27 protein-coding genes are annotated in these 25307 nt (G+C 67.3%); 8 read left to right on the top strand and 19 right to left on the bottom strand.

Translation table 11 applies throughout. The annotated features are described in order from the left end of the window. Positions 1-27: 27 nt before the first annotated feature. The 4 genes from EV652_RS32540 to ctaD all read left to right on the top strand — a co-directional run bounded on the left by EV652_RS32540 (position 28) and on the right by ctaD (position 4243). The gene (locus EV652_RS32540) at positions 28-984 is read left to right on the top strand and encodes a HAMP domain-containing sensor histidine kinase (RefSeq protein ID WP_132213127.1); all 957 of its coding nucleotides are present in this window, start codon (positions 28-30) and stop codon (positions 982-984) included. Further along, complete coding sequence (locus EV652_RS32535) at positions 981-1646, top strand: response regulator (protein ID WP_132213126.1); 666 nt, start codon at positions 981-983, stop codon at positions 1644-1646. Before EV652_RS32540 ends, EV652_RS32535 begins: the two co-directional genes overlap by 4 nt. A 237-nt stretch (positions 1647-1883) precedes the next feature. After that, entirely contained in the window at positions 1884-2393 is a 510-nt protein-coding gene (locus tag EV652_RS32530; RefSeq protein WP_132213125.1) for a TraR/DksA family transcriptional regulator, read from the top strand. 155 nt (positions 2394-2548) lie between these two features. Continuing rightward, a complete protein-coding gene (gene ctaD / locus EV652_RS32525; RefSeq protein WP_439649107.1) occupies positions 2549-4243 on the top strand; it encodes an aa3-type cytochrome oxidase subunit I in 1695 nt (564 codons plus the stop codon). Positions 4244-4300: 57 nt separating this feature from the next. Here ctaD and EV652_RS32520 read toward each other — a convergent pair whose 3' ends face one another. Further along, entirely contained in the window at positions 4301-4993 is a 693-nt protein-coding gene (locus tag EV652_RS32520; RefSeq protein ID WP_132213124.1) for a helix-turn-helix transcriptional regulator, read from the bottom strand. Positions 4994-5081: 88 nt separating this feature from the next. Between EV652_RS32520 and EV652_RS32515 the strand changes: the two genes are divergently transcribed. Then, positions 5082-5513 carry a DoxX family membrane protein gene (locus EV652_RS32515; protein ID WP_132213123.1) on the top strand — a complete coding sequence of 144 codons (432 nt, stop codon included), beginning with the start codon at positions 5082-5084 and terminating at the stop codon, positions 5511-5513. A gap of 37 nt (positions 5514-5550) precedes the next feature. Further along, positions 5551-6783 (top strand): NAD(P)/FAD-dependent oxidoreductase, encoded by a 1233-nt coding sequence (locus tag EV652_RS32510; protein ID WP_132213122.1) that lies wholly within the window; start codon positions 5551-5553, stop codon positions 6781-6783. A 10-nt stretch (positions 6784-6793) separates the two neighbouring features. Here EV652_RS32510 and EV652_RS32505 read toward each other — a convergent pair whose 3' ends face one another. After that, entirely contained in the window at positions 6794-7171 is a 378-nt protein-coding gene (locus EV652_RS32505; RefSeq protein WP_206752105.1) for a hypothetical protein, read from the bottom strand. A 108-nt stretch (positions 7172-7279) separates the two neighbouring features. Beyond that, positions 7280-7984 (bottom strand): helix-turn-helix transcriptional regulator, encoded by a 705-nt coding sequence (locus EV652_RS32500; protein ID WP_132213120.1) that lies wholly within the window; start codon positions 7982-7984, stop codon positions 7280-7282. 95 nt (positions 7985-8079) lie between these two features. On the opposite strand from EV652_RS32500, the gene EV652_RS32495 reads away from it, so the two are divergent. Beyond that, positions 8080-8805, top strand: coding sequence for a DUF2249 domain-containing protein (locus EV652_RS32495; protein WP_132213119.1), 726 nt, complete (start codon positions 8080-8082; stop codon positions 8803-8805). Continuing rightward, a complete protein-coding gene (locus tag EV652_RS32490; protein ID WP_199238517.1) occupies positions 8798-9205 on the top strand; it encodes a hypothetical protein in 408 nt (135 codons plus the stop codon). Before EV652_RS32495 ends, EV652_RS32490 begins: the two co-directional genes overlap by 8 nt. Before the next feature lie 46 nt (positions 9206-9251). Here EV652_RS32490 and EV652_RS32485 read toward each other — a convergent pair whose 3' ends face one another. The 16 genes from EV652_RS32485 to EV652_RS32410 form a co-directional block, all read right to left on the bottom strand. Continuing rightward, complete coding sequence (locus EV652_RS32485) at positions 9252-9617, bottom strand: DUF488 domain-containing protein (protein WP_132213118.1); 366 nt, start codon at positions 9615-9617, stop codon at positions 9252-9254. Next, the gene (locus EV652_RS32480; protein ID WP_132213117.1) at positions 9614-10051 is read right to left on the bottom strand and encodes a MarR family winged helix-turn-helix transcriptional regulator; all 438 of its coding nucleotides are present in this window, start codon (positions 10049-10051) and stop codon (positions 9614-9616) included. Before EV652_RS32480 ends, EV652_RS32485 begins: the two co-directional genes overlap by 4 nt. Positions 10052-10204: 153 nt before the next feature. Then, complete coding sequence (locus EV652_RS32475) at positions 10205-11236, bottom strand: TerC family protein (protein WP_132213116.1); 1032 nt, start codon at positions 11234-11236, stop codon at positions 10205-10207. Further along, on the bottom strand, positions 11236-12654 hold the full coding sequence (locus EV652_RS32470; protein ID WP_132213115.1) for a V-type ATP synthase subunit B: 1419 nt from the start codon (positions 12652-12654) through the stop codon (positions 11236-11238). The genes EV652_RS32475 and EV652_RS32470 overlap by 1 nt, the downstream gene beginning before the upstream one ends. After that, entirely contained in the window at positions 12651-14387 is a 1737-nt protein-coding gene (locus tag EV652_RS32465) for a V-type ATP synthase subunit A (RefSeq protein ID WP_199238516.1), read from the bottom strand. Before EV652_RS32465 ends, EV652_RS32470 begins: the two co-directional genes overlap by 4 nt. Before the next feature lie 56 nt (positions 14388-14443). Further along, the gene (locus EV652_RS32460; protein ID WP_158441334.1) at positions 14444-14785 is read right to left on the bottom strand and encodes a V-type ATP synthase subunit F; all 342 of its coding nucleotides are present in this window, start codon (positions 14783-14785) and stop codon (positions 14444-14446) included. Positions 14786-14813: 28 nt separating this feature from the next. Continuing rightward, entirely contained in the window at positions 14814-15821 is a 1008-nt protein-coding gene (locus EV652_RS32455) for a V0D/AC39 family V-type ATPase subunit (protein WP_132213113.1), read from the bottom strand. After that, complete coding sequence (locus EV652_RS32450) at positions 15818-16381, bottom strand: V-type ATP synthase subunit E family protein (RefSeq protein ID WP_132213112.1); 564 nt, start codon at positions 16379-16381, stop codon at positions 15818-15820. The genes EV652_RS32455 and EV652_RS32450 overlap by 4 nt, the downstream gene beginning before the upstream one ends. After that, positions 16381-16605, bottom strand: a complete 225-nt coding sequence (locus tag EV652_RS32445) for an ATP synthase subunit C-like protein (RefSeq protein ID WP_130383213.1) — start codon at positions 16603-16605, stop codon at positions 16381-16383. Before EV652_RS32445 ends, EV652_RS32450 begins: the two co-directional genes overlap by 1 nt. Positions 16606-16618: 13 nt before the next feature. Then, complete coding sequence (locus EV652_RS32440; RefSeq protein WP_132213111.1) at positions 16619-18556, bottom strand: V-type ATP synthase subunit I; 1938 nt, start codon at positions 18554-18556, stop codon at positions 16619-16621. Beyond that, complete coding sequence (locus tag EV652_RS32435) at positions 18553-18933, bottom strand: hypothetical protein (RefSeq protein WP_132213110.1); 381 nt, start codon at positions 18931-18933, stop codon at positions 18553-18555. The genes EV652_RS32440 and EV652_RS32435 overlap by 4 nt, the downstream gene beginning before the upstream one ends. Continuing rightward, a complete protein-coding gene (locus EV652_RS32430) occupies positions 18930-19598 on the bottom strand; it encodes a V-type ATP synthase subunit D (protein ID WP_132213109.1) in 669 nt (222 codons plus the stop codon). The genes EV652_RS32435 and EV652_RS32430 overlap by 4 nt, the downstream gene beginning before the upstream one ends. Positions 19599-19777: 179 nt before the next feature. Next, the gene (locus tag EV652_RS45510; protein WP_242002141.1) at positions 19778-20494 is read right to left on the bottom strand and encodes a hypothetical protein; all 717 of its coding nucleotides are present in this window, start codon (positions 20492-20494) and stop codon (positions 19778-19780) included. A gap of 112 nt (positions 20495-20606) precedes the next feature. After that, positions 20607-21551 (bottom strand): NAD-dependent epimerase/dehydratase family protein, encoded by a 945-nt coding sequence (locus EV652_RS32420; RefSeq protein WP_132213108.1) that lies wholly within the window; start codon positions 21549-21551, stop codon positions 20607-20609. A 25-nt stretch (positions 21552-21576) separates the two neighbouring features. Further along, the gene (aceE, locus tag EV652_RS32415; RefSeq protein WP_132213107.1) at positions 21577-24306 is read right to left on the bottom strand and encodes a pyruvate dehydrogenase (acetyl-transferring), homodimeric type; all 2730 of its coding nucleotides are present in this window, start codon (positions 24304-24306) and stop codon (positions 21577-21579) included. Beyond that, entirely contained in the window at positions 24303-25277 is a 975-nt protein-coding gene (locus EV652_RS32410; RefSeq protein WP_255512659.1) for a universal stress protein, read from the bottom strand. The genes aceE and EV652_RS32410 overlap by 4 nt, the downstream gene beginning before the upstream one ends. Positions 25278-25307: the final 30 nt, after the last annotated feature.

Below are 25307 nucleotides of genomic sequence, written 5' to 3'. Positions count from 1 at the left end.
GCTCCGGCGAAGAAAGGGGGGCTTGCGGTGCCATTGTTCTGGCGCATCTTCGCGCTGAATGCGGTGGTGCTTGCTGCTGCGACAGCTTTGTTGCTGTGGGCGCCGGTGACGGTCTCTGTTCCAGTGGTGTTCACCGAGGCCCTGGTGCTGCTCGGCGGATTGGTGGTCATGCTGGTCGCCAACGCCGTACTGCTGCAAGTAGGGCTGGCGCCGCTGGACCGCCTGAGTCGCCGGATGGCCACGGTCGATCTGCTGCGACCCGGGCAGCGCCTGCCGGTCGCCGGGCAAGGCAGTGTCTCGCAGTTGATCAGCGCCTTCAACGACATGCTGGCCAGGTTGGAGGCTGAACGTGCGGCCAGTAGCACCCGAGCCCTGTCGGCCCAGGAGGCGGAGCGCCGACGGATCGCCCAGGAGCTACATGATGAGGTCGGGCAGAGCCTGACCGCCGTCCTGCTGGAACTCATACGCGCGGCCGAACGGGTGGATGACGCCGACCTGCGCGCGGACCTGCACCATGCTGAGCAGACGACCCGGGACAGCCTCGACGAGGTACGCCGGCTGGCGCGCAGGCTGCGGCCGGGCGTGCTCGAGGATCTCGGTCTGGTCAGTGCGTTGACTGCGCTGGTCACCGATCTGTCCACGCATACCGGCCTCGCGATACTTCACGAATTCCAGCCTGGCCTACCGGCGTTGGACGAGCAGACCGAACTGGTCATCTACCGGGTCGTCCAAGAGGGACTGACCAACGTCGCCCGCCACGCCGAAGCTACCCGCGTCGAGATCACCTTGCGGCACAGCGAAGGAGTTGTAGGCCTCCGGATCCGTGACGACGGCCGAGGCCTCGGCCTGGCCCACGAGGGAGCCGGCATTCGTGGCATGCGCGAGCGTGCCCTGCTGGTCGGCGCCACACTCGATCTCGGTGCCTCGCCGACTGGTGGTACCGAGGTGAACTTGTGGGTGCCTCTCGACCGGAATGGAGCATGAGAGTGGCTGCACCGGAAGCGATCCGCATCCTGCTGGCAGACGATCATGCGCTGGTACGGCGCGGCATCCGGCTGATCCTGGACAGCAAACCGGGCCTCAAGGTGGTCGCCGAAGCAGGCGACGGCAAGGAGGCCGTCGACCTGGCTCTGTCCACCGAAATCGACCTGGCGATTCTCGACATCGCGATGCCGCGGATGACCGGTCTGCAGGCTGCACGTGAGCTTTCGGCACGCCGGCCGGACCTGCGGATCCTCATGCTGACGATGTACGACAACGAGCAGTACTTCTTCCAAGCGCTCAGGGCAGGAGCAGCGGGATATGTACTGAAGTCCGTGGCCGACCGAGACCTGGTGGAGGCCTGTCATGCCGCGATGCGTGGGGAGCCCTTCCTCTACCCGGGCGCGGTGAATGCACTGATCCGCAACTACCTGAATCGGGCGCGGCTCGGCCAGACCATCCCAGAGCAGGTCCTGACGACCCGCGAGGAGGAGGTCCTCAAACTTGTCGCCGAGGGCCATTCTTCCAAGGAGATCGCAGAAACGCTGTTCATCAGCGTCAAAACGGTCGAGCGACACCGGGCGAACATGCTCCAGAAGCTGGGGCTCCGCGACCGCTTGGAGCTCGCCCGCTATGCGATCCGGGTCGGCCTGATCGAGCCTTGACCTACCGGTAAGCCCAGCGTGCGGGAGCAGCACCTGCCGAACTCGTCGGACGGCGAGAGAGCTGTGAATCGCCAGTGATTCACGGACCGCCGACAGTTCTGCGGCGTTGCCGATACCCGGCAAAGCCCGGGCTCGACCTTGGCCGGGCGTGTACCTATCCGGCCCTCAGGTGAGGTGGCATCGTCCGCACGGAGGGGAAATCACGGTGCCGCGGTCCGTTGCGACGAGGAGGCTTCGATGACAGATCTGCATCAGGTGGCGCCGTCCAGCGCACCACGTGACCGGCAGACCGTCGACTTGGGCTCGTACCGCACGGAGCTCGAACATCAGCGCAGGTTTCGCCTCGATCAACTCACCGAGCTGGCGTACGAGGCGCCGGCAGCATCGGCGGGTGCACAGGGCGAGGTGAGAGCCACCCTGATGAGGGGCGCCAGGACTGCGCTGGCAGATATCGACGCCGCTCTGTTCCGGCTCGCGATCGGCCGCTTCGGGATCTGCCAACGGTGTGGTCGTGCCATCACAGCAGACCGACTGGAGGCCCTCCCGATGGCCAGTCGCTGCCTGCGATGCCAGTACTTGAAGGATTCGGAGGACCCGCACGTGGAGCCCGGTAGGGACGAACCCCAGTGCACCGCAACCACGGGGCCGGCATCGGCTTCGCAATGTCCGGATCCAGTGGCGCGGGACATCGTCCAGGTCTGGGGCGAGGATTCGTTCCCGGCCAGCGATCCGCCGGCGAACTGGTAAGCCGGCCAGTGGAGACCACTCAAGCCGGCGACGACTCGCTGAATGAGCAGCTGACTCATGTCGGCGCCCACCAGGACCGTCCGTGGTCAGTGGCGCACAGGGCCGGACCCGCCCAACACGCAGCATCTCCGCGCCGCCGACTTGGTGCGGTCGCCGTGAAGTGGCTGACCACCACCGACCACAAACTGATCGGCCAGCTGTACCTGATCACCTCGTTCGCGTTCTTCCTGATCGGCGGCGTCATGGCGCTGCTGATCCGGGCCGAGCTGGCCAAGCCGGGTCTGCAGATCGTCAACGAAGAGGTCTACAACCAGCTCTTCACCATGCACGGCACGATCATGCTGCTGCTGTTCGCGACGCCGCTGTTCGTCGGCTTCGCGAACGTGATCATGCCGATCCAGATTGGTGCCCCCGACGTCGCCTTCCCACGGCTGAACATGTTCAGCTACTGGCTGTTCCTGTTCGGCGGACTCATCGCGTTCAGCGGTTTCCTGACGCCCGGGGGCGCTGCGGACTTCGGCTGGACGGGCTACGCCCCGCTGTCCAACGCGGTCCGCTCGCCGGGCATCGGGGGCGACCTGTGGATCATGGGCCTGTGGATGGCGGGTCTGGGCACCATTCTCGGTGCGGTCAACTTCGTCACCACGATCATCACCATGCGCGCACCGGGTATGACGATGTTCCGGATGCCGATCTTCACCTGGAACATCCTGGTCACGTCGATCCTCGTCCTGATCGCGTTCCCGATCCTGGCCGGCGCGCTCTTGATGCTCGCCGCAGACAGGATCCTCGGAGCACACGTCTTCGATGCCGCGAACGGTGGGCCGTTGCTGTGGCAGCACTTGTTCTGGTTCTTCGGGCATCCAGAGGTCTACATCATCGCGCTGCCGTTCTTCGGCATCGTGACAGAGGTCCTGCCGGTGTTCAGCCGCAAGCCGGTCTTCGGCTACATGGGTCTGGTCGGGGCCACCCTCGCGATCGCGGCGCTGTCAGCCACCGTGTGGGCGCACCACATGTTCGTCACCGGAGCGGTGAACCTACCGTTCTTCTCCTTCATGTCATTCCTGATCGCGGTCCCGACCGGGGTGAAGTTCTTCAACTGGATCGGCACCATGTGGGGCGGTTCGGTGTCGTTGGAGACGCCGATGCTCTGGTCGATCGGCTTCATGACCACCTTCCTGTTCGGCGGTCTCACGGGGGTCATCCTGGCCTCGCCGGTCCTGGACTACCAGGTCACCGACACCTACTTCGTGGTCGCGCACTTCCACTACGTCGTCTTCGGCACAGTGGTGTTCGCGATGTTCGCCGGGTTCTACTTCTGGTGGCCGAAGATGACCGGCCGGATGCTCGACGAGAAGCTCGGCAAGATCCATTTCTGGCTGCTGTTCATCGGCTTCCACACCACGTTCCTGGTGCAGCACTGGCTGGGTGTCGGAGGGATGCCGCGGCGCTACGCGTCGTACGGCGCGAACGAGGGCTTCACCACGCTGAACCAGGTGTCCAGCGTCGGTGCCTTCATCCTAGGTGCCTCGACCCTGCCCTTTCTCTACAACGTCTACAAGTCGCGCAAGGCGCCGCTGGTGGGTGTCGACGACCCGTGGGGCTGGGGCCGCTCGCTGGAGTGGGCGACCAGTTCGCCGCCGCCGCGGCACAACTTCGATCGGCTGCCGCGGATCCGGTCCGAGAGCCCGGCCTTCGACCTGCACCACGCGGACCTCGCGCTGGCGGAGTACCCGGACAACCAGGCCTCGAAGGACAACCTGCTCGACGCCGGTGAGGACCAGGGCCGGGTCGAGAACCTGAAGGAGAACGCCGCTGCTACCGAGACCGAGGAGGAGGACAAGCCATAGCGGTCCAGAGCGTCGTCTGCCGGCACCGAGCGGCAGAGGTCTGGTCCCCAGGGCTCATCAGGCGGATGTCCCGACAGGCTCTATGCGGACGCAGCACTGGCCGGGCTCTGGCTTGAGGTTGGCCTGCAGTTGGGTGGCGTCGAGCCCTGCCAGTACGCCATCGAGCAGGCAGAGGTTCATGGCACAGACCAGATCGGTGTGTTGTTGGGCAAGCGTGTGGAACGGACAGTTGCCCAGCAGGATCGCGTCCTCGTCAGCCCGGGGCTCGAAGCCGTGCGCTTCGAGGACGCGCATCACGACCTCAGGGCTGTTCTCCGCACCGGTGCGGGCCGCGGCGGCGAGTTCGTTGCCCAACTGGCGGGCGCGTCGGTCGAGCGCTTCTCGGGGCGATTCACCGCTGTCCTCGGCGTCTTCGATGGCAGCTGCCAGCAGGCGTCCGGCCAGGTCGTAGCGATGTTCCGGCAGGGACACCTCGACGTGCCAATCCGAACGCCGGTACAGCTTCGATGGCCGGCCGGCTCCGGGACCAGAGCGGCCGGTGCGACGCTCGAACACCACGTCCAGGAGACCCTCATCGGCAAGCCGGTCGAGATGGAACGCGGCAGTGGCACGAGGCAGACCCAGCGCTGTCGCCGCCTCGTCCCGGGTCACCGCGGCCGTCTGCCGTACGACGTGGTCGTACAGCCGTCGCCGCGTTGGCTCTTCCAACGTGGCGACCGCCAAGATCCGTGCGTCCCTGGTGTCGTCCACACCTCGCAGTCTAAAGCTAACTCCCATTGACGAAAACCCAGCTCGCTTCTAAAGTCAAGATATATCTTCTTTAGAAGGAGTGAGAGTCATGACAAGTGATGTGCACGGACCTCGGGCACCAGGCCGGGAGACACTGTCCGACCCGGCGTACCAGGCCTTCCTGATGCTGCGAACGGTCTTCACGGTCGCGCCGATCGTGTTCGGCCTGGACAAGTTCACCAACCTGCTCACCGACTGGCCTGGCTACCTGGCGCCGTGGATCAACGACATCGTTCCGGGCTCCGGTCAGGACGCGATGTACGCGGTAGGCGTGATTGAGATCGTCGCCGGCATCGCAGTCGCTCTGATTCCAAGGTACGGCGGACTGCTGGTCGCGGCCTGGCTCGCGGGCATCATCGTCAATCTGCTGACGATCCCTGACTTCTATGACGTCGCGCTCCGCGACTTCGGCCTGCTGGTCGCGGCTCTCGCACTGTCGCGCCTCGCCATCAAGTACGCGCCGGGCCGACACGGCTCCTGAACCTCGACCGCGAGCCCGAGTACTCAGAAAGGTGATCATGAACGTGCAGTCCACCTGCGTCATCGTCGGCGCGAGCCTGGCGGGAGCGACGGCGGCTCAGACCCTGCGAGAACAGGGTTTCGCAGGACGGATCGTCCTGGTCGGCGACGAGACTGAGCTGCCCTACGAGCGGCCTCCGTTGTCAAAGGGCTACCTGCTGGGCAAGGACGAGCGAGCGAAGATCTATGTGCACGAGGAGCGCTGGTACGCCGAGCACGCGGTGGAGCTGGTACTTGGCCGGCACGTCACGTTGGTGGACCGCGAAGCCCACGAGGTCGAACTCGACACTGGAGACCGGATCGGCTACGCGAAGTTGCTGTTGGCAACAGGTGCGTCGCCCCGCCGGCTCCGTGTGCCAGGCGCGGAGCTCGAAGGCGTTCACTACCTACGGCGAGCTGAAGATTCCGATCGGTTGCGCGAGGCGATCAGCGCCGGCGGTCGGATCGTCATCGTGGGTGCCGGGTGGATCGGTCTGGAAGTCGCAGCCGCAGCCCGGGAGTCGGGCTGCGACGTGACGGTCGTCGACCCGCAGCCGGCGCCGCTGCTCGCTGCCCTCGGTACTGAGATGGGTGCATTCTTCGCCGGACTGCACCTACGCAACGGTGTCGACCTCCGGATGAGTCACACCGTGACCGGGTTCCAGGGGACCGGTCGCGTGACGAGTGTCCTGACCGACGCCGGCCAGTTCGAGGCGGAGGCCGTTGTCGTCGGAATCGGCGCGATCCCGAACATCGAGCTTGCGCAAGGGGCGGACCTCAGCTGCGACAACGGAATCGTGGTCGACGAGTCGCTGCGCACGCAGGACGAGGACGTTTACGCGGCAGGCGACGTCTCGAATTCGTACCATCCCTTCTACGGTGGGCATCTGCGAACCGAGCACTGGTCCAACGCGTTGCGTGGGGCGCCGATCGCGGCCAAGGCGATGCTCGGGCAACAGGTCGCCTATGACCGGTTGCCGTACTTCTTCACCGACCAGTACGACGTCGGAATGGAGTTCTGCGGCTGGATCGGCCCGGACGGCTATGACCGGGTGGTGACCCGCGGCGACGTTGATGGTCAGGCATTCCATGCGTTCTGGCTGACAGGCGAGTGCGTAGTCGCGGGCATGCACGTCAACCGATGGGACGACGGCATTAGGCCAGTAGAGGACCTGATCCGCAGTAGGCGATCGGTCGACCCGGATCGGCTTGCGGACACCTCGGTGCCACTGGCCGCGCACGTCCTGGTCTAGCGGCGGGAAGTCAGCCAGTCATCAGGAGGCGGATTCCGAGCACCACCAGGGCGATGACCTTCGCAGCCTCGAGGCCGACGTAGTAGAGGTGAACGGTCGAACGGGGCAGGTTCTCCCCGGCGAGCACTCGGTCTGAGCGCCTGTTGAGCCGCGGGCGGACGACCGTGAGTTGTCCGGCCAGAATGGTGATGATGGCCGCGGTCAGGCCGGCTGTCACGCCGGAAGGCCGCACGATGACGATCGCTGCGAGCGTCACCGCCGCCAGCGCGATCTCGACGCGATTGAGCGCCCGGAACACGATGCGTCCGATGCCAAGTCCCACGGGGACGGCGACACCGGGTGCCCGGAACTTGAGCGGAGCCTCAAGGAAAGAGATCGCCAGCACCATGCCGAGCCAGACGAAGACGGTGGCCGTTGCTACGGCAGTTGCGGTCGCGTTCAAACTGTTTTCTCCCGGTACGCCGGTTGCAAGTGTGATCAGCCGGGGGGGGGGGGGTCAGGTGCTTCTGTTGCGTTGATGCGAGCGGGTGCCCTGGCCGGGGCTGCGGCGGCGGGAGAGGTGAACGATGCAGGCATCGGGCTCGGCGAACGGCTCGAGCCTGGTCGCCGTGATCGGTGCGCGGATCTCGGTGAGGGCACCTTGCATCAGGCCAAGATGCAGCGGACACAAGGTGGACGAGTTTTCCTCCGCGAGCTCCAGGAAGGGGCAGTGCCGCAGTCTGATGCGCTCGGCTTCCTCGCCGTCGGGTTCCGGCGCAAATCCCAAGTCGGACATCATCGCGCTCAACCGCTGGGTGGCCTCGGCAGCGCCGGGCTGATGGGACGGGGCGACGTGCTCGATCAGATAGCCGCCCCAGTTGCGTCCTGCGGCCTCGGCTGCGGCACCCGCATCAGGGCTCGTGGACAACTGACCGAGCAGGATCTTGGCCAATAGTTGGTACTGGCGCTGGCCCCCTCGGTCCATCCCAGGATGCGGTGTGTGCACTGTCCGAGGCCTGCCCCGCCCACTGGGCTCCTCGAGTCTGCGGTCGACCAGCCCTTGCGCCACGAGGGCGTCGAGGTGGAAGCGGACCGTGTTGGGGTGGATGCCCAGCCGTTCGGCGAGTTCAGTGATGCCCAGCGGATTGTCGGACGCTCGCAGGGCTTCGAGCACAGCCTGTCGGCGCGGCTGCTCGCCCTGGGGTCGGTCGGTTCTGCTCATCGTGTCAGCTTCCCTGATCCTCACAGGCACTTGTAATTACTACAAATATCACATGTAATAATTATTGAAAACATCGAGGTGAGGGGAGTGGAAGCATGTCGGCTTCGGAGATCTTCATCGAGGCGACCGAGACCGATCCGGACGTCATCGCCCGAGGTACGGTCCGTGAGGCTCACGAGCGGTTGCGATCCGGCTTGGCGGAGCTCACTGCGGCGCATCCAGGTGTCGGTGGTGCTCGACCGCGGTCCGCCGAGTTGGTGGACTTCTGCCTACATGAGGTGCGCCGGTACTTGGTCACCGCGGATCAGGACATGTACGCACCCGCTTCCGTGGATGATGAGACCCGGCTACTCGTCGATGCTCTCCGGCTCGGTGCCGCGGCACTTGATGCCCAGATCGAAAAGTTGGCGGCTGCGGACTCGGTCGAAGCGGCCTGGCTCGGCGTAGTCATCGCGTCGACCTTGGATCTGCACCTCCGGATCGAGGAGTCGGTGTTGCTCCCTGCGCTCGCCGGCCTGCCTGGCGTGGACCCCTTGCTGTTGGCCACGGAGGTGCGGGCATATCTCGAGGGCAAGCAGGTCGAACAGCCGACGGTCATCGACGTGCGAAACATCGCGCGAGGTGGGCGTCACCCACGTGTTTTCGCCCGCTACGCGCGCCTTGCGCCCGGAGAAGCGTTCATCCTGGTCAACAGCCATGACCCCAAGCCGCTACGCCGAGAGTTCGAAGCCATCCACCGTGGCGCCGTCAGTTGGGACTACTTGCAGACAGGGCCTGAGGAATGGCGAGTCCGGATCGGCAAGGTCGCTGTTGATGCCTGAGGCGTCGTCGGCCGTTCCAGGCGACCCGGTGCCTGAGCAGCCGACGGTGCGGGTCCTTGCCGACGTGAACGAACTCGTCCATGACTCGCCCGTAGTGTCGGGCGCCCGGTGGACGCTCGCCGAGCCGGGGCGCCAACTCGACGCGAACCTCATCCACCTGCCTGCCGGGCAGCGTGTGGACACCCACACCGAGCCCGATCTCGACGTGGTACTCGTCGTCGTCGCGGGTCGCGGGACCGTCGCTACACCAGGCGGCGAGCAGGTTGTTGCCGACGGCAACATCGTCTGGTTGCCTCGTGGCTCCACCCGCAGCGTTGCCGCCGGCAACAACGGCCTGTCCTACCTGACCATCCACCGGCGCCGTCCCGGCCTGCAGATCAGCAAACGCCCCGGCCTTTAGCCCGCAAGCCAGCCCGCCATGCCGATAATCCCGGGCGGCAGCAACGTCAGAGTGGCTCCCTCAGCAGCCTGGCCAGGACCGCGGCCTGGCTGTGGTCCACGTCCCTGGTCGCCGTCAACAGGGTCACAGTGTCGCGTTCTGCCAGCGTGCGCACGTGGTTTAGCGCCGTCCGTGCGGTCTGCGTTGCCAGCTCGTCGCGGTAGCGCGCCTCGAACTGCGCGAACCTCTCCGGGACATGGCCGTACCACTTGCGGAGCTCCGTGGACGGTGCGACGTCCTTGGCCCATTCATCGATGGCGGCTGCTTCCTTGCGGATCCCGCGGGGCCACACGCGATCGACCAAGACCCGGATGCCGTCCTCGGACGCGGGTTCATCGTAGATTCTGCGGACCCGCACAGATCGGCGCGTCATAGTTCACCGCCGGCGGGCTCGCCCCAGTCGGGCAGCGTCAGAACGGTGCGTACCCGCCGAAGCTCGTCGCGGTGGAGCGCACCTAGCTGGGCCATGGTCCGCTCGGCGTGCGGCGTCAGCTCCACCCGGACGGCGCGGGCGTCCGTCGGGTGGGGAGCCCGTCGGACCAGCTCTTGGGCCTGCGCACGGTTCACGAGTTCCACGACGCTGTGGTGACGCAACTGGAGGCGGTCGGCCAACTCGGTCAACGTTGCCCACTCGCGGCCGGGAAAGCCCTTCAGCGCCAGCAGTAGTTGGTACTGCTGGGGGGTCAGCCCGTGACCGCGGACGGCCTGCTCGCTGAAGCGCAAGTACCGGCGAATGCCGAAGCGGAAACTAGCCAACGCCTCGAAATCCGCCTTTGTCAGTGGCTCGGCCACCTGGCCGTCGTCCATCGTGTCAGGCTGCATGTAGTCACGCCCTCAATATGCTCGCGGAACGGGCTCGGACAAAGTATGTCGTGATACGACACGAATGCGCGGATTGTCGCGCCGCCCGCCAATCAGCCGGAGCGTCCCTGAGGGTGCCGCACAGAAGGACGGGATCAGTCATGGCCGGCCGGGCCGGTGCCTTTGCGTCTTGTCGTGGGATTCGCGGGCGTGGTGCTCCGCTCGCGCGGCTGGGACCTGGACGCTGACCAGTGAGGCGATGACGGTGATGACCAGGACGCTGGCGATCACGCTCAATGAGGTGGCTGTGCTGATTTCGGGGACGGGGAGAGGCTGAGCGTCGTTGACGAATGGGAGGTTGTTCTCGTGCAGTGCGTGCAGGACGAGCTTGACGCCGATGAAGCCGAGGATTGCGGCGAGGCCGTAGGACAGGTAGATGAGGCGGTCCAGTAGTCCGTCGATGAGGAAGTAGAGCTGCCGCAGCCCCAGCAGGGAGAACGCCGTGGCGGTGAACACGACGAAGACACTCTGGGTGAGGCCGAAGATCGCCGGGATGGAGTCCAGCGCGAAGAGGACGTCGGTTCCACCGATGGCCACCATGACCAGCAGCATTGGCGTCATGACCCGGCGGCCCCGCTCGATGGTGAACAGCCTGTCGCCGTCGTAGGTTTCAGAGGTGCGCAGGAACCTCTTGGCGAGGCGGACGATGACGTTGTTCGCCGAGCGACCCTTCGCACTCCCGGGTTTGAGCATCTGGCCGGCGGTGACAAGCAGGATCAGTCCGAAGATGTAGAACACGAAGGCATAGGAGTTGACGAGCGTGGCGCCGAGGACGATGAAGGCGGTGCGCGCGAGGAGAGAGAAGACGATGCCGAAGAGCAGCGCCTTCTGCTGGTCGGCGCGAGGTACTTTGAAGCTGGCCATGATGATGAGGAACACGAAGAGGTTGTCGACCGACAGGGCCTTCTCCGTGATGTAGCCGGCGAAGTACTCGCTGCCCAGCGTCGCTCCGCCCAGGATCCAGACGCCGACGCCGAACGAGACGGCGATGCCTACGTAGACGCCCGACCAGACTGCTGCCTCCCTGAGGGTCGGGAGGTGAGCGGTGCGCACGTGGAAGAAGAAGTCGAAGAGCAACAGCGCAAGGATCCCGAGGATCGTCAGCGCCCAGACAAGTGGGGAGACGTCCATCAATCATCGGTCGCTGTCGCGGCTGCCTCGTGGTGGTGGCGCGCCACCTGTTCAGTGCTGACACGCTTCAGCTCGGCCGCCGGGAACGGTGACAGCAGTTGCCACCCCACCTCCAGGGTGTCGGTCAGGGTACGACGATCTGGTCCTTGATCGAGGTAGGTGCGTTCGAAGGCCGCGGCGAAGGCAAGATAACGCCGGTCCTCTACGGGCAGTCCACTCTCACCGACGATCGACATCAGCCGGCGTACCTCGCGGCCGCGGGCGTAGCAGGCGTACAGCTGGTCCGCCAGGCCGCGGTGGTCGTCGCGGGTCTTGCCGGCGCCGATGCCCGCATTCATCAGGCGGGACAGCGACGGCAGCACGTCGATCGGTGGCTGGATGCCTTGCCGGTCGAGGTCACGCGACAGCACGATCTGGCCTTCGGTGATGTAGCCGGTGAGATCCGGGATCGGGTGGGTGATGTCGTCGTCGGGCATGGTGAGGATCATCAGTTGGGTGAGCGATCCGCTGCCGTCCCGGACCCGACCGGCCCGTTCGTACAGTGAGGCCAGGTCGGTGTACATGTAGCCGGGGTAGCCGCGGCGACCCGGCATCTCCTCCCGGGCGGCGGAGATCTCGCGCAGCGCTTCGCAGTAGGCGGTCATGTCGGTCATCACGACCAGGACGTGCCGATGGTGTTCGAAGGCCAGGTATTCGGCCAGGGTCAGCGCGACCCGGGGCGTCAGCAGCCGTTCGATGGTGGGATCGTCGGCCAGGTTCAGCAGCAGGACGCTGCGGGAGGCGGCGCCGCCGGTCAGGAACTCGCTGCGGAAGAACTCCGCCTCCCGGCGGGTGACGCCCATGGCGGCGAAGATCACGACGACCTCGGCGTCATCACCGGGCACGCGCGCCTGGGCGGCGATCCGGGCGGCAAGGCTGTTGGCGGGAAGCCCGGCGCCGGAGAAGATCGGCAGTTTCTGGCCTCGGACGAGCGTGACGAGTCCGTCGATCGCAGAGACACCGGTTTCGATGAACTGGTCGGGGTGGGCGCGGGTGATCGGGTTGAGGGGGAGTCCGTTGACGTGGCGGTAGTCGTCCGGAACGGGCTGCGGGCCGCCGTCGCGTGGGCGGCCGGCTCCGTCGAGGACACGGCCGAAGTAGTCCGCGCCGACGCCGGTCCTGGCGGCGCGGCCGCGGGTGAGAACGGAGGTTTCGCGGCGTCCGATTCCGACGGTTCCACCGAAGACCTGGACGACTGCCAGTGACCGGTCGAGCTCGAGCACCTGGCCTTCCCGGACCGGACCGTCGCCGGTTTCGACCTCGACCAGTTCGCCATAACCGACGCCGTCCATCCCGTCCACGATGACGAGCGGCCCGGCGACCCGGGTCAGTGTGCGGTGGCCGACGGTGAAGGGCGATTGGGTTTGGGTGGTGGTCACAGCGAGCTCATTTCTTCGGCTATCCGCCGGCTGAGGCGCGTGGCGGCGTCGTCGACGTTGTCGGCCGGCCAGCGGCGCATCCGGCCGAGCTCGGCCAGCACGCCCGCGGCGGTGATGGCGGTGATGTCGACGCCCCGCTGGAGCGCTGAGCTCATCGCGGCGCCGGCCTCGTGGATGACGCGCACCATGGCCAGCAACCGTTGTGGTGGACAGGAAGCGTCGAGGTCGTCGAACGAGGACTGTTGGAGCAGGTCTTCTCGCAAGGCTTGCCCGATGCGAAGGGTGATCCGTTGCTCGGCGGCCAGCGCTTCGACGCCGAGCAGCGACACCACCTCCTGCAGGGCACCTTCGTCCTGCAGCGAGGCCGCCGCCCAGCGGCGCAGCGGCGACCAGTCCGAGCCGATCTCCCGGTCGAACCATTCGTCGAGGCCGTACTGCGAGAAACTCCGGAGCCAGTTCACCGCGGGGAAGTGACGCTGCCGGGACAGTGCGGTGTCGAGCGCCCAGAAGCAGCCCGCGAGCCGCAGGCTGTTCTGGGTGATGGGCTCGGAGAAGTCACCGCCGGCCGGCGACACGGCTCCGACGATCGTCACCGACCCGGTGCGTTCCGGCGTGCCGAGGCATTGGACCGCTCCGGCCCGTTCGTAGAAGCCGGCCAGTCGCGTGGCCAGATAGGCGGGGTAGCCGTCCTCGGCCGGCATCTCCTCAAGTCGGCTCGACACCTCGCGCAACGCCTCGCCCCAGCGGCTGGTCGAGTCGGCCATCATGGCGACGTCGTAGCCCTGGTCCCGGTAGTACTCGGCGATCGTGATCCCGCTGTAGATGCTGGCTTCCCGGGCCGCGACCGGCATGTTGGACGTGTTCGCGATCAACACGGTGCGCTCCATCAGTGGGGCGCCTGTGCGCGGATCGGCCAGTTCCGGGAACTCCTCGAGCACCTCGGTCAGTTCGTTGCCACGTTCGCCGCATCCGACGTAGACGACGATGTCTGCGGTCGAGAACTTGGCGAGGGCCTGTTCCAGCACGGTCTTGCCGGTCCCGAAACCGCCCGGGATGATGGCGCTTCCGCCCCGGGCGACAGGGAAGAGCAGATCGAGGATTCGCTGGCCGGTGATCAGCGGCACGGTGAGCGGAAGCCGGTTCGCGACCGGGCGGGCCTGGCGCAACGGCCACCGGCGCGTCATCGCCACCGGGTGCCCGTCGATGTCGACGACCGGATCAAGGATGGTGGCCGGCCCGGGGCGGACTGCGGTGACGACCCCGGTGATGCCCGTCGGCACGAGGATCCGGTGATCGATGGCGAGCCCCTCCGGGACCGATCCGAGAAGACCACCGGGTTCGACCCGGTCCCCGACCTCGACGGCGGGCCGGAAGTCCCAGCGGACGTCTCGGTCCAGGCGGGGCGGGTCCGCGCCTCTGGCGATGTACAGGTCGCCGTCCGCGCTCAGGCTCTGCAGCGGTCGCTGGGTGCCGTCGAGGATCGAGCCGAGGAGCCCGGGACCGAGTTCGGCGTACAGCGGTTCGCCGGTTGCAAGGACCGGTTCGCCGACCTGTAGACCGGTGGTGTCTTCGAAGACCTGCATGACCGCCACGTCGCCCTCGATCTTGATGACCTCTCCGAGGAGTTGATCGACGCCCACCCGCACCACGTCGAACAGACGGGTATGGGGCAGGTCGATGGCGCTGACCACGGGGCCGGAGATCCTCACCACGCATCCGGTGTCAGTGGTCACACGCCTGCTTCCAGCCACGGATCCCGGCTGCGCGGGCCTGGTGGGTCCGGTCATGGTCACGTGGCGCCTCCGCTGGGCGTGAAGGTGATCTGGTAGCCGACCGCGCGGGCCAGCAGGTCCCGGAGCGCCGCGTCCTTGGCGGCGGACACGTCGCCGTCCTCGTCCGGGAGGCTGAGGATGAGTGGGGTGGTCTGCCTGGCCCAGGCGGCGCGAACCTGCGGTGGGACGGTTGACCAGAGTGCCCCGTGGACGGCAACGACCGCGGCACGGCCGTCCGCGATCGCTGCGGCGACGGCGGCGACGGTTTCGTTGGCATCGACGGCCGTGATCGTCCGTGCACCGCCGAGGAGATAACCGATGGCGGTCATGGGGGTTGCGATGACGAGCGCGTCACTCATGGCTGGTCCTTTCCGGTCGGTGTGGTGGTCATCGGACGAGCAGGTCTCGGAGGTCGTAGCTGGGGGCGAGGCCGGCGAGCAGGAGCCGGACAGTGCGCGCCTCGGATTCGGTGGCCAGCACATAGCCGACGGGGATGTGCGCATCGAGGGGGTCGCCGCGTCGCAGCCCGCGCACGGCCTGGCGCCACACGGCGACGTCCAGGTCCCATTCGAGCGCGGTGAGGTCTTCGTCGCCTAGGTGCCGTTCAAGAGGTTGCCGCCAGCCGGGGCGGGCGGCCACCGCCGGCTGCGGGTCGCCCCGCCGGGCGGCCAGCAACGCCGATTCGGGCACCAGACCGGTGGGGAGGAGCCGTGGCATCTCCAGCGCCGGGTCGCGCAGTACGGCGAGAAGGTTGGCCCGGTCGCACTCGGCTTGGACAACCTCCAGGACGGGGCGGGCGGCCCGGCCGACCCACTCCAGACGGTCGGTCCAACCGTCGATCGCGGCTGCCGCGATGGCGGTCTCGAACTCGTCCGGGTCGCCGTGCAGCTCATAGTGCTCCCAGGCCGACGGCAGCGCCCGGACGGTCACCGGGTCGGGGATCCGATGGGTGGTCAGCCGCAGGACTGCTGTCGCGCCGTCGGGTGCTGCGGCGATATCGGCGGCCGTTCGGTGGTCGAGCGCACCAACACCCATCACTGCGGTCAGCCGGACGTCGGCAGGCTGCCCGGTCCGTGCTCCCCGCAGCAGCGCGAGGGTGTCGTGCAGGTCGTGCCGGGCCAGTAGCACCCCGACCGCGATGCCCGCCGCGCCGCCGTACAGTCCACGGACTCCGCGCAGCAGGTCCCGCAGTCGGCGTCCGGCCGCTTCGAGGAGTTGGCGGTCGCCTACTTGGTCGCGGTTGAGATAGGGACGGTAGGTCGACGCGGCGAGCCGTTCGGCGGCCGCCTCGCGGGAGACGCCGGCGAGTTGGTCGTAGTCGACCGGTCCGAGCAACGCGGACAGCCGCGCTCTGAGCCGGGTGTTGCCGGCGATGAAGTCGGGCCGGGGGGTCATGAGTCCTGATTCCAGGAGTTGCTCAGTCCGGCACGGATCTCCGGCCAGGTGTTCGCCAGCCGGGTGAGATAGGTGTTGTCGATGTAGCGGCCCTGGTCGTCCTCGGCAATGGCGCCGCCGTGTTCGAGGTCGGCGACGACCGGGACCGTGGTGTCGGGCCTCAGCGTCGCGGCGTCGGCCGGGTGAACGCGCACCGTCGTCGCCTGCGGCATCACCGCGACAGCTTCCTCCACGCAGGCGGCTGCCATTGCCGGGCCGTCCGGGCTGCCGGGCAGAGCCTCCAGTTGCCGGCGTACCTTGTCGAGGACCTCCTCCAATGCGTCGTCGCGCGCGGTCCGGACGGCCCGGCGGGCCCTGAACCGAGCGGTGATCAACAGATCCTCCGCCTCCTGCCGGGCCGTGGTTTCGGCCTCTGCCACGCCGTGCTGATGGATCTCGGCGGCCCGCTCCTGGGCGTCGACGAGAAGCTGAGATGCTTGCCGACGCCTGTCCTGCTGAGCCCGCTCGTGCTCTGCTGCGCCCTCTTCCTCCAGTGCGGTGAGCAGATCGCGCAGCGCCATCACTTGCCGCCGAGGAGCAGGATGATCATCGCCGAGACCGCGAACCCGAGGATGACCAGCGTCTCCGGGATGGCGACGAGCAGGATCGCGCGTCCGGTCAGTTCAGGCTTCTCCGCTACCGCGCCCATCGCGGCGGCCCCGATCCGCGCCTGGGCGTAGCCGGTGGCCAGTGCGGACAGGCCTACGGCGAGCCCGGCGGCGAGGGCGATCAGTCCGAGTTCCATGATGTTTGTCCTTTCAGACGGGAGCCCCGGCCGGGACCGGCTCGGGTGAGTTGGTTGTGGCGGAGGGCAGGGAAGTGACGCGTTCGGACTCGGGACCCCGGACAACGGAACCGCCGAGAGGTGCGAAGAGTCGCCCGCCGCCTTCGTAGAACTGTCCGAAGAACTCGACGTAATGCAGCCGAAGTGCCTGGATCGTCGGGCTGAAGGCCGCCAAGGCGAGATTCAGCGCGTGGAACAAGGTGGCGACGAGGACTCCCAGCAGCAGGGGCCCCCTGGCGCCGAGCTGATTGGCGACCTCGGCCAGGTACGTCGAGGCGAGCCCGACGGCCGCCAGCCGCAGGTAGGACAAGACGTTGCCGAGGGCACCGAGCAGATCGAGGGGGCCCAGCAGCAGCCCGAGCGCGCCCTGGGACACGCAGGCCACGACCACACCGACCACAAGTGCGGCAACCGCCGGGGTCAGGACCTCTGCCGGGAATCCTGCGGCGGCTACACCGGCCACCCCAAAGAGCCCGCCCAGTACCAGAAGTGTTCCGACTTTCGAGGCCAGATGCCGGCGGTGGTGTCCGCGAGCGGCTGTCCAGACTCCCAGCAGCAATCCCATGACGACATGGACGAGGCCGATGGCCAACGAGAACAGCAGCAACGGCTGGAGCGCGGTCGGTCCACCTCGGTAGAACCAGAGCGCCGGCATACCGATGCTATGGCCCAGGCTGCCGAGCGCCTCGCCGTAAAGGAGGCCGAACAGGACCGTCCAGGCGCCGCCGAGCAACATCACCCGGCCGACTTCACTGAGGGTGCTCTTCTTGGCCCAGTGCGATCTGAGCCACCACCCGGCGGCCAGCAGGAGGGTGCCGTACACGATGTCGCCGACCATGACGCCGAAGAAGAGCGGCAACGCCAGGGCCGTCAATCCTGTGGGGTCCAGGTCGCCGCGCGCCGGCCAGGACAAGAGCCCGACCAACTGCTGAAACGGCTGCCAGCCGGTCCGGTTCCGCAGCAGGACCGGTTGATCCTCGGCTTGTCCACCGGTGTCCAGACGCTCGACGGCAACGGCCCGGCCGAGCCGGTCTACCAGCGCCTGCTCGACCACCGCGGTCTGTTTGGCCGGGACCCAGAGCCTGAGGACGAACGTGCGCGAGGACAGGTCGGCCTGCGTGGCTGCGACAGCGCGTTCGGCGCGAGCCCGCAGGGCGGCGATAGTGGCGTGCAATGATCCCGCGACCGGCCTGACCGTGGCGGCCAGGTAGGCCCGCACGCGGTCGCGTTCGCCAGGCAGCGCGGTGAGGCGTTCGCGCATGGCGTCGACGGTCGCGCGCAGCGACTTGCCGGCGTAGGCGGCGGGGACACCGACCTCGACGATGCGCTCCGTGCCGAGCAGTGCGTCGACTTCGGGAAGGTCGCCGCGACGAAGAATCAACAGACAGCCGACGGGGCTGCCGGGCGTCGCCGCGGAGGTGACCATCAAATGTCCTCGGCCGAGCAATTCGGCGAGTTGCCGGGCCAGCTCGGGGACGACCCGCAGGTCCGGGTCGTCGAGGACGAGCGCCATGCTCGCCAGACCCAGGTTCGCCAGTTGCCGGTCATCCAGCCGACCTAGCTCGGGCACCAGCGGCTGTAGGGCGTCAAGGGCCTCGATGGACCGGGGCAGTGCCTCGGCCTCGCCGCGCAGTTGCTCCTCTTCTGCCAGCAGCTTGGCCAGTGGGGGCTCGAGCTGGTCGAGGGTGGTCCGCAGGGCGTCATTGCTCAGCACGGTGCCGGTCCCGGACCGGTCGACGAGCGCCATCACGGCGTCGGTCCGGGCGATGAGGTCAGCGAGGTCGGGCGGGGTCTCACCGGGATCGACGATCGTCACGACTTCGGCCAGGCGCAGCTCCTGCAGGGCTGTCAGGGCGTCGTCCAGGCGCGGTCGGAGGCCGACGACCTCGAGCAGCGTGAGCGGGACCCTCACGGTCGGCTCACCTCTTCCCGTGATGAGCCGGTCGGCTGCGGCAGGACCGCGGCGACGACTGTTGCGACGTCCTGGTCGCGTCGCCGGGCGGCGACTGCGGTCAGGTCGGCCGCTCGGCGGATGCCGGCCTGGGTCAACCGGGCGGCCTCCGCGCGGGCGGCGGACAGGATCGCGGCTGCCCGATGCCGCGCCACCTCCGCCGCCTGCGCTTCGGCCTCGGCGATGAGGTGATCCGCCTGCACTTGCGCTAGTGCCACCTCATCGCGGGCTTGGTCCGCCGCGGCCAGCCTGGCGGCGATCGTGTCTTCAAAGTTCCGCACCAACTCGCGCGGCGTCGCACGGCCGGTGGTTTCGCTACCGTCGTAGGTTCGGCTCATGCCGCGCTCCACGTGCGGTTGGGCCCGGTGCCGGCGGCGTCACGGGCAGCCCTGCGAGTACGCGCTCGCCTGAGCCGGGCGTGTTCCTCGCGTTCGCGCTCGTCGAGTGTCAGCGTGATCCGGCGCGCCTCGTCGTGCAGTTGCGGGAGCACGATGTTGTCCAAAGCATTGACCTGTTTGGTGGTCCGTGCGATCTCCGTGGCCAGACGGCGCACGCTCAACTCCACCGCACACAGGTCCAGCAGCCACTCGAGCTGCTCCTCGTAGGCCAGCGCCACGCTGTCGAGATGGGTCGACACCAGGGAAGGTGCCCAACCGCGAGTGGCTGGGTTGCGACGGACGGGATCGTGGCGCAGCTCGAACACCTGGACCCCTGCGACGCTGCGGGACTGCAGGTCCGCGCCGATCCCGGTCGCGGCAGCCAGACCACCCGACGCGAGAGCCTCCGGGCCGCACACCGCAGTGGCCTGGTCGAGTCGCTGGTGGGCCTGGACCGCGAGATTCCGCAGCTGTGCGAGCCCGTCGAGGAGCTCGGTACGGTGGTGCCGGAATTCCCGCACGAGGGCGGTTCTCTTGTCCTTGAGCAGATCGCGGCCCTGAGCGACGAAGACCGCCCGTCGCCGGCGGTCGAGTAACTCACTTCGGGTGGCGATAAGGGACTCCATGGCACACTCCCGGATCCTTGAACGGATACCTCAGACCTTGCCGCTACGCCCTCTCCCCCGGGTAGTGGCACCTCCGGCGAAGGTCGCCTCACGTTGGTTGCCGGGAACCGGCAACCATGACTGCGCCGATCGGGCACAGGACGTGGGAGTGTTGCTGGAAGCAACAATCGAGGTCGAGGTCAGGAGCGGTGTCGGGCCGGCGCGTACTTGATGGCGAGGCGTGACAGTGCGAGGGCGGCGATCAGGAGGCCGAAGTCGCGGAGGGCGACGTCGTAGAAGTCTGGGATGGTCAGGAGGTTGACGATGATTCCTGCGAGCCAGGCGGCAACCAGGAGTCCGCCGTAGCGTGGGATCAGTGCGACCGCGATGCCTGCGACGATCTCGATGATTCCGATGACGTACATCGCGTCCTGGCCGGAGCCTGGGACGAGGTCGTTGATCCATGGGGCCAGGTAGCCCGGCCAATCGGTGAGCAGGTTGGCGAACTTGTCCAGGCCGAACACGATCGGCGCGACCGTGAAGACCGTTCGCAGCAGCAGGAATGCCTGGTAAGCCGGGTCGGACAGTGTCTTCCGGCTTGGTACGCGGTTGCTCGGCACCTCAGTCGTCATTGCTTCCACTCCTTCCAGAGTGTTGATCTCCTTCCATGCTTGCCTGGTGGCGACGTACTGGCACCGGCCCTCGTCGGCCGACTTCGACGGCAGCTTGTTGCCGATCACCGGCATCCAGAGGTGGGGCCTCAGCGTTGGGAGGTGCGGGTCAGCTCCGCAGCGAATCCCTGTCGCCAGGACACGTACGGCGGGCGGCTCTTCCAGTTCTCGCAGCGCGGCGAGGACGGGCACGAACTGGCTCGGTGGGTTACGCCGCCACGGCGAGGCCTCGGTGGCCGTACCCATCTGTGCGGGTCGTAGATGCAGGTCAGACCTTGGGTGATGACGCGTTGGGTGCCGGGCTGTTCGGCGACGTACAGGAGGTTGTTCCTCCAGGTGGGTTCCGTTGTGGCCGCGGCTACGGACTGCCGGCATGAGCCAAGTCAGCCTCGAACCCTTGCCGCCACGATGGGTACTTCGGGCTCCAGCCGAGGACGCGTTTGGCGTTGGAGTTGTCGGCGCCGCGCAGTTCGGTCAGGAAGGCGACGCCCCAGCTACCGAAGGCCAATCGGGCCATCGGGGGCAGAATGTGCGTTGGCGGAGGTGCACCCAGTAGGTGGGCCAGCACCGGAAGCCACTCGCGGACCTGCGCGGGCTCGTCGTCGACCACGTTCAGTGCACCGGCTGCGGTGTTTTCGAGTGCTGCCACGATGGCGCTCGCGGCATCATCGATGTGGGTGAAGGAGAACGTACCGGTGCCCTGCCCAACGATGGGAACGTTGCGGTTCTGAACCTGTTGGACGAACGACCCGCCGGGCGCGTAGGTCGTGCCAGGGCCGTACAGATGACCGATGCGCAGAACGAGTCCGCCCGCTTCCGCCGTGAGGGCCTCCAGTTCCCGGAGGGCGTCGAGCACGGGACCAAACTCGGTCGGTGGGCGATGCCAGAAGGGCACGTCCTCGGTGGCCGGGTCTGGGCCATTCGGTTCGTAGACATAGGCCGAGCCCTGGGTGATCACCCGTTTCGCGCCGGCTTGGGCCGCCGCATCCACCAGGTTGATGGTGCCTTGAGTACGCAAGCGGTTGGTCTGGGCGAGGTCACGGGACAGCCGCTTCGGATTGATCCGCGCTGGGATCGCTGTGAGCAGGTGGACTACGGCGTCGGGCGCGGCGACTCGCACTGCGCGGCGCATCGCTGCGTGGTCCAGCGCGTCGGCGTGTACGACGTCGGCGCCCAGGCGCTCCAAGCCGGCGCCGGCATCCTGCGACCGTGCAAGACCGATGACGTCGTGGCCGGTCGAGAGGAGCAAAGGCACCAGTCGGTTACCGATGACGCCGGTTGCCCCGGCGACGAAGACACGCATCATTCCTCCAGGTCAAGTACGACGATTACGACGCTGGGTCGGGATGGCCATTCATGTAGTAGGCACGTTGTGCCTCGCAGGGCACAGACGAATCCAGCTCACCGCTGTCGGCGAGCTGTTGCAGTACCCGAACAGCGATGGCCGGGGCGTCGACACCGAGGTGGCGCCGCAGAGCGGCGCGGGTGTCGGACCGGCCGAATCCGTCGGTGCCCAGCGAGGCCCAGGTGCCTGGTACGAACGGGGCGATCTGATCGGGGACGGCGCGCATCCAGTCCGACACGGCGACCACCGGACCGGGAGCGCAGCTCAGGCGTCTGGTGACGTAGGGGATCCGGGTGGGTTGGTCGAGGTGCGCCAGGTTCCACTCTTCGGTAGCGAGTGCGTCGCGGCGCAGCTGGGTCCACGACGTGACCGACCACACGTCTGCTTGGACGCCCCAATCGTCCGCCAATAGGCGTTGTGCGTCCAGCGCCCACGGCACCGCGATGCCGGAGGCAAGGATCTGTGCCTTCGGACCGTCGCCGGCTGGGGCAGGGGAGTAGCGGTGCATCCCGGCGAGGATTCCGTCGATGTCGACGTCCGCGGGCTCGGCCGGCTGGGTGATCGGCTCGTTGTAGAGGGTGAGGTAGTAGAAGACGTTCTGGTCTTCGCCCGGCCGCGGTTCGCCGTACATGCGCCGGAGGGCGTCGGCGGTGATGTGGGCCAGCTCGAACGCATAGGCGGCGTCGTACGCGATGCACGCGGGATTGGTCGATGCCAGCAGCAACGAATGGCCGTCTTGGTGCTGCAGGCCTTCACCGTTCAAGGTGGTGCGGCCGGCGGTGGCGCCGAGCAGGAATCCCCTGGTCAGCTGATCCGCGGCCGCCCAGAGCTGGTCTCCGGTGCGCTGGAACCCGAACATCGAGTAGAAGATGTACAGCGGGATCATCGGCTCGCCATGGGTGGCGTACGACGTACCCGCAGCTGTCCAGGACGCGGCAGAGCCGGCCTCGGTGATGCCCTCGTGGAGGAGCACACCGCGGATGTCCTCCTGATAGCTCAGCATCTGGTCCCGGTCCACCGACAGGTAGTTCTGTCCGTGCGGGGAGTAGATCTTCTTGGATGGGAACAGCGAATCCAGCCCGAAGGTGCGGGCCTCGTCGGGAATGATCGGCACGAACCGGTGACCGATCTGCCGGTCCTTCATCAGCTCCTTGAGTAGCCGGACGAACGCCATCGTGGTGGCGACCTCCTGACGGCCTGAGCCGCGCCGTGCGGTCGAGTACGCCGCCTCGTCCGGCAGCGGGAGCGGCTTTGCGGTGAGCCTGCGGGCCGGCAGGTAGCCGCCGAGGGCGCGGCGGCGCTCGTGGAGATATTCCAGTTCCGGTGCGTTCTTCGGTGGCCGGTAGTAGGGCGGCTTGACCGCGTCGAGGGCGGTGTCGGGGATGTCCAGGAACAGGCGGTCGCGGAAGGCTTTGAGATCTTCGAGGGTGAGCTTCTTCATCTGGTGGGTCGAGTTGCGGCCCTCGAAGTGGGAGCCCAAGGTCCACCCTTTGATTGTCTTGGCCAAGATCACCGTCGGCTGCCCGGTGTGTTCGGTCGCGACCCGGTACGCGGCGTACAGCTTGCGATAGTCGTGTCCACCGCGCTTGAGGTTCCAGATCTCGGTATCGGACAAGTGCTCGACCATCGCCGCGGTGCGGGGATCGCGGCCGAAGAAGTGCTCGCGGACGAACGCACCGGACTCGGCCTTGTAGGTCTGGAAGTCGCCGTCGGGGGTGGTGTTCATCAGGTTGAGCAGCGCGCCGTCAGTGTCGGCGGCCAGCAGGGGGTCCCATTCGCGGCCCCAGATCACCTTGATGACGTTCCAGCCGGCGCCGCGGAAGTACGACTCCAGTTCCTGGATGATCTTGCCGTTGCCGCGGACCGGGCCGTCGAGGCGCTGCAGGTTGCAGTTGATGACGAAGGTCAGGTTGTCGAGCTCTTCGCGGGCCGCCACGCCGATCGCGCCGAGGGATTCGGGTTCGTCCATCTCGCCGTCGCCGAGGAACGCCCACACCCGCTGGTCGTTGGTGTCCTTCAGGCCGCGATGGTGCAGATAGCGGTTGAAGCGGGCCTGGTAGATCGCGTTGATCGGGCCCAGCCCCATCGAGACCGTCGGAAACTCCCAAAAGTCCGGCATCAGCCGCGGGTGCGGGTACGACGGCAATCCGCCACCCTCTCCGGCGTGGGATAGTTCCTGGCGGAAGCCGTCGAGTTGGCTGTCGGTGAGTCGTCCTTCCAGGAATGCCCGCGCGTAGATGCCCGGGGAGGCATGGCCCTGGAAGTAGACCTGATCCCCTCCACCGGGTGCGTCGTGGCCGCGGAAGAAGTGGTTGAAACCGACCTCGAACAGTGCTGCGGCGGAGGCGTAGGTGGAGATGTGCCCGCCGACGCCGATGCCGGGCCGCTGCGCCCGGTGGACCATGACCGCCGCGTTCCAGCGGTTGTAGGCCCGGATCCGCCGCTCGATGTGCTCGTCGCCCGGGAAAGCCGGCTCGGCATCGGGAGCGATCGTGTTGAGGTAGTCCGTACTGCGCAGATTCGCAACGCCGACGCGCCGGTCACGCGCGCGCTGCAGGATGCTGAGCAGCAGGTACCGGGCCCTGTTCTGCCCAGCATGGTCGACTACTTGGTCGATCGACTCCAGCCACTCCTGGGTCTCTGAGGGGTCCAGGTCGAGCAGCTGGCTGTGCAGCCCGAGGCTTTCGGGCAGGCCTTGCGGCGTCGGTGTCATGACTGCTCCTTCAGGTCCGAGACCTCGTTCGGTGACGCGGCCGCACAACGGAGCTGGCCTGCAGATGAGGGTGTGATGGACGCGGTTCGGTGCGGACGGACCACAGCGACGGGGCAGGCAGCGTGCTGCAGGACAGCCTGACTGACCGACCCCAACAACATGCCGGCGAAGCCTCCGCGGCCGTGCGACCCGACCACAACCAGTTCGGCGCCGGCCGACGAATCGATCAGCGCCTGGGCCGGGTGGCCGTGCACGAGCTTCGTTCGGACGTCGATGGCCGGGAAGAGCACGCGTTTGCTCTGCATTGCTTCGGCGAACAGCTGCCGGTCGATCTGGTCGACGATGTGTGCGGGAACGCTGAGTGTCGGGTGCTGTCGGCTCCGCATCGCGGCGTGCACAGCGATGATTCCGATGTGGCGGCGTGCTGCCTGCTGGAAGGCGAACCGGATCGCCGCGGTCGAGATCTCCGACCCGTCGACGCCCACAACGATCTGCCCGATCGGCGACGCAGGGAACGCCGAACCGTCTCGGTGGGGGTGGACGACGACCACAGGGCACGGGGAATGTGCGGCCACGGTGGCGCTCACCGACCCCACCAGCAGGCCGCGGAAGCCACCGACGCCACGGCTGCCCACGACGACCAGGTCGGCACTCTGTGCCTCGTTGAGTAACGTCGGCGCAGCCGGACCGACGAATAGGTCAGCGATGACCTTGATGTTGGGGGCCAGCTCGCGCGCATGCGCCTTCGCCTCGGTGAGGATCCACTCGGCGGCTGACTGCAGGCCGATGTTCAGGTCCCCGGCGAAGGTCATGCCCAGGAGGTTGCCGGTCACCGGCCAACTGAAGGTGTGGACGATCCGCAAAGGACAGTGCCTCGACGACGCCTCTGCGGCGGCCCAGGCCAGCGCGCCCTGCGCGGACACTGAGCCGTCAACCCCGACCAGAACTGGGCGACGACCCCGATTATTCACTGCAGTTGCCTTCGTCACGTCGCCGCTCCG

The organism is Kribbella steppae, from assembly GCF_004342025.1.
Lineage (GTDB): Bacteria > Actinomycetota > Actinomycetes > Propionibacteriales > Kribbellaceae > Kribbella > Kribbella steppae.
The sequence above is the reverse complement of the archived record's forward strand: the minus strand, read 5'-3'. Positions and strand labels throughout refer to the sequence as shown.

What these genes read in the sequence shown, in the direction of transcription:
- EV652_RS32535 (WP_132213126.1), top strand. Translation starts at nt 981, where the DNA reads ATGAGAGTGGCTGCACCGGAAGCGATCCGCATCCTGCTGGCAGACGAT.
- EV652_RS32530 (WP_132213125.1), top strand. Translation starts at nt 1,884, where the DNA reads ATGACAGATCTGCATCAGGTGGCGCCGTCCAGCGCACCACGTGACCGG.
- EV652_RS32515 (WP_132213123.1), top strand. Translation starts at nt 5,082, where the DNA reads ATGACAAGTGATGTGCACGGACCTCGGGCACCAGGCCGGGAGACACTG.
- EV652_RS32510 (WP_132213122.1), top strand. Translation starts at nt 5,551, where the DNA reads ATGAACGTGCAGTCCACCTGCGTCATCGTCGGCGCGAGCCTGGCGGGA.
- EV652_RS32505 (WP_206752105.1), bottom strand. Translation starts at nt 7,171, where the DNA reads ATGGTGCTGGCGATCTCTTTCCTTGAGGCTCCGCTCAAGTTCCGGGCA.
- EV652_RS32500 (WP_132213120.1), bottom strand. Translation starts at nt 7,984, where the DNA reads ATGAGCAGAACCGACCGACCCCAGGGCGAGCAGCCGCGCCGACAGGCT.
- EV652_RS32495 (WP_132213119.1), top strand. Translation starts at nt 8,080, where the DNA reads ATGTCGGCTTCGGAGATCTTCATCGAGGCGACCGAGACCGATCCGGAC.
- EV652_RS32490 (WP_199238517.1), top strand. Translation starts at nt 8,798, where the DNA reads ATGCCTGAGGCGTCGTCGGCCGTTCCAGGCGACCCGGTGCCTGAGCAG.
- EV652_RS32485 (WP_132213118.1), bottom strand. Translation starts at nt 9,617, where the DNA reads ATGACGCGCCGATCTGTGCGGGTCCGCAGAATCTACGATGAACCCGCG.
- EV652_RS32480 (WP_132213117.1), bottom strand. Translation starts at nt 10,051, where the DNA reads ATGGACGACGGCCAGGTGGCCGAGCCACTGACAAAGGCGGATTTCGAG.
- EV652_RS32475 (WP_132213116.1), bottom strand. Translation starts at nt 11,236, where the DNA reads ATGGACGTCTCCCCACTTGTCTGGGCGCTGACGATCCTCGGGATCCTT.
- EV652_RS32460 (WP_158441334.1), bottom strand. Translation starts at nt 14,785, where the DNA reads ATGAGTGACGCGCTCGTCATCGCAACCCCCATGACCGCCATCGGTTAT.
- EV652_RS32455 (WP_132213113.1), bottom strand. Translation starts at nt 15,821, where the DNA reads ATGACCCCCCGGCCCGACTTCATCGCCGGCAACACCCGGCTCAGAGCG.
- EV652_RS32450 (WP_132213112.1), bottom strand. Translation starts at nt 16,381, where the DNA reads ATGGCGCTGCGCGATCTGCTCACCGCACTGGAGGAAGAGGGCGCAGCA.
- EV652_RS32445 (WP_130383213.1), bottom strand. Translation starts at nt 16,605, where the DNA reads ATGGAACTCGGACTGATCGCCCTCGCCGCCGGGCTCGCCGTAGGCCTG.
- EV652_RS32435 (WP_132213110.1), bottom strand. Translation starts at nt 18,933, where the DNA reads ATGAGCCGAACCTACGACGGTAGCGAAACCACCGGCCGTGCGACGCCG.
- EV652_RS32430 (WP_132213109.1), bottom strand. Translation starts at nt 19,598, where the DNA reads ATGGAGTCCCTTATCGCCACCCGAAGTGAGTTACTCGACCGCCGGCGA.
- EV652_RS45510 (WP_242002141.1), bottom strand. Translation starts at nt 20,494, where the DNA reads ATGGGTACGGCCACCGAGGCCTCGCCGTGGCGGCGTAACCCACCGAGC.
- EV652_RS32420 (WP_132213108.1), bottom strand. Translation starts at nt 21,551, where the DNA reads ATGCGTGTCTTCGTCGCCGGGGCAACCGGCGTCATCGGTAACCGACTG.
- aceE (WP_132213107.1), bottom strand. Translation starts at nt 24,306, where the DNA reads ATGACACCGACGCCGCAAGGCCTGCCCGAAAGCCTCGGGCTGCACAGC.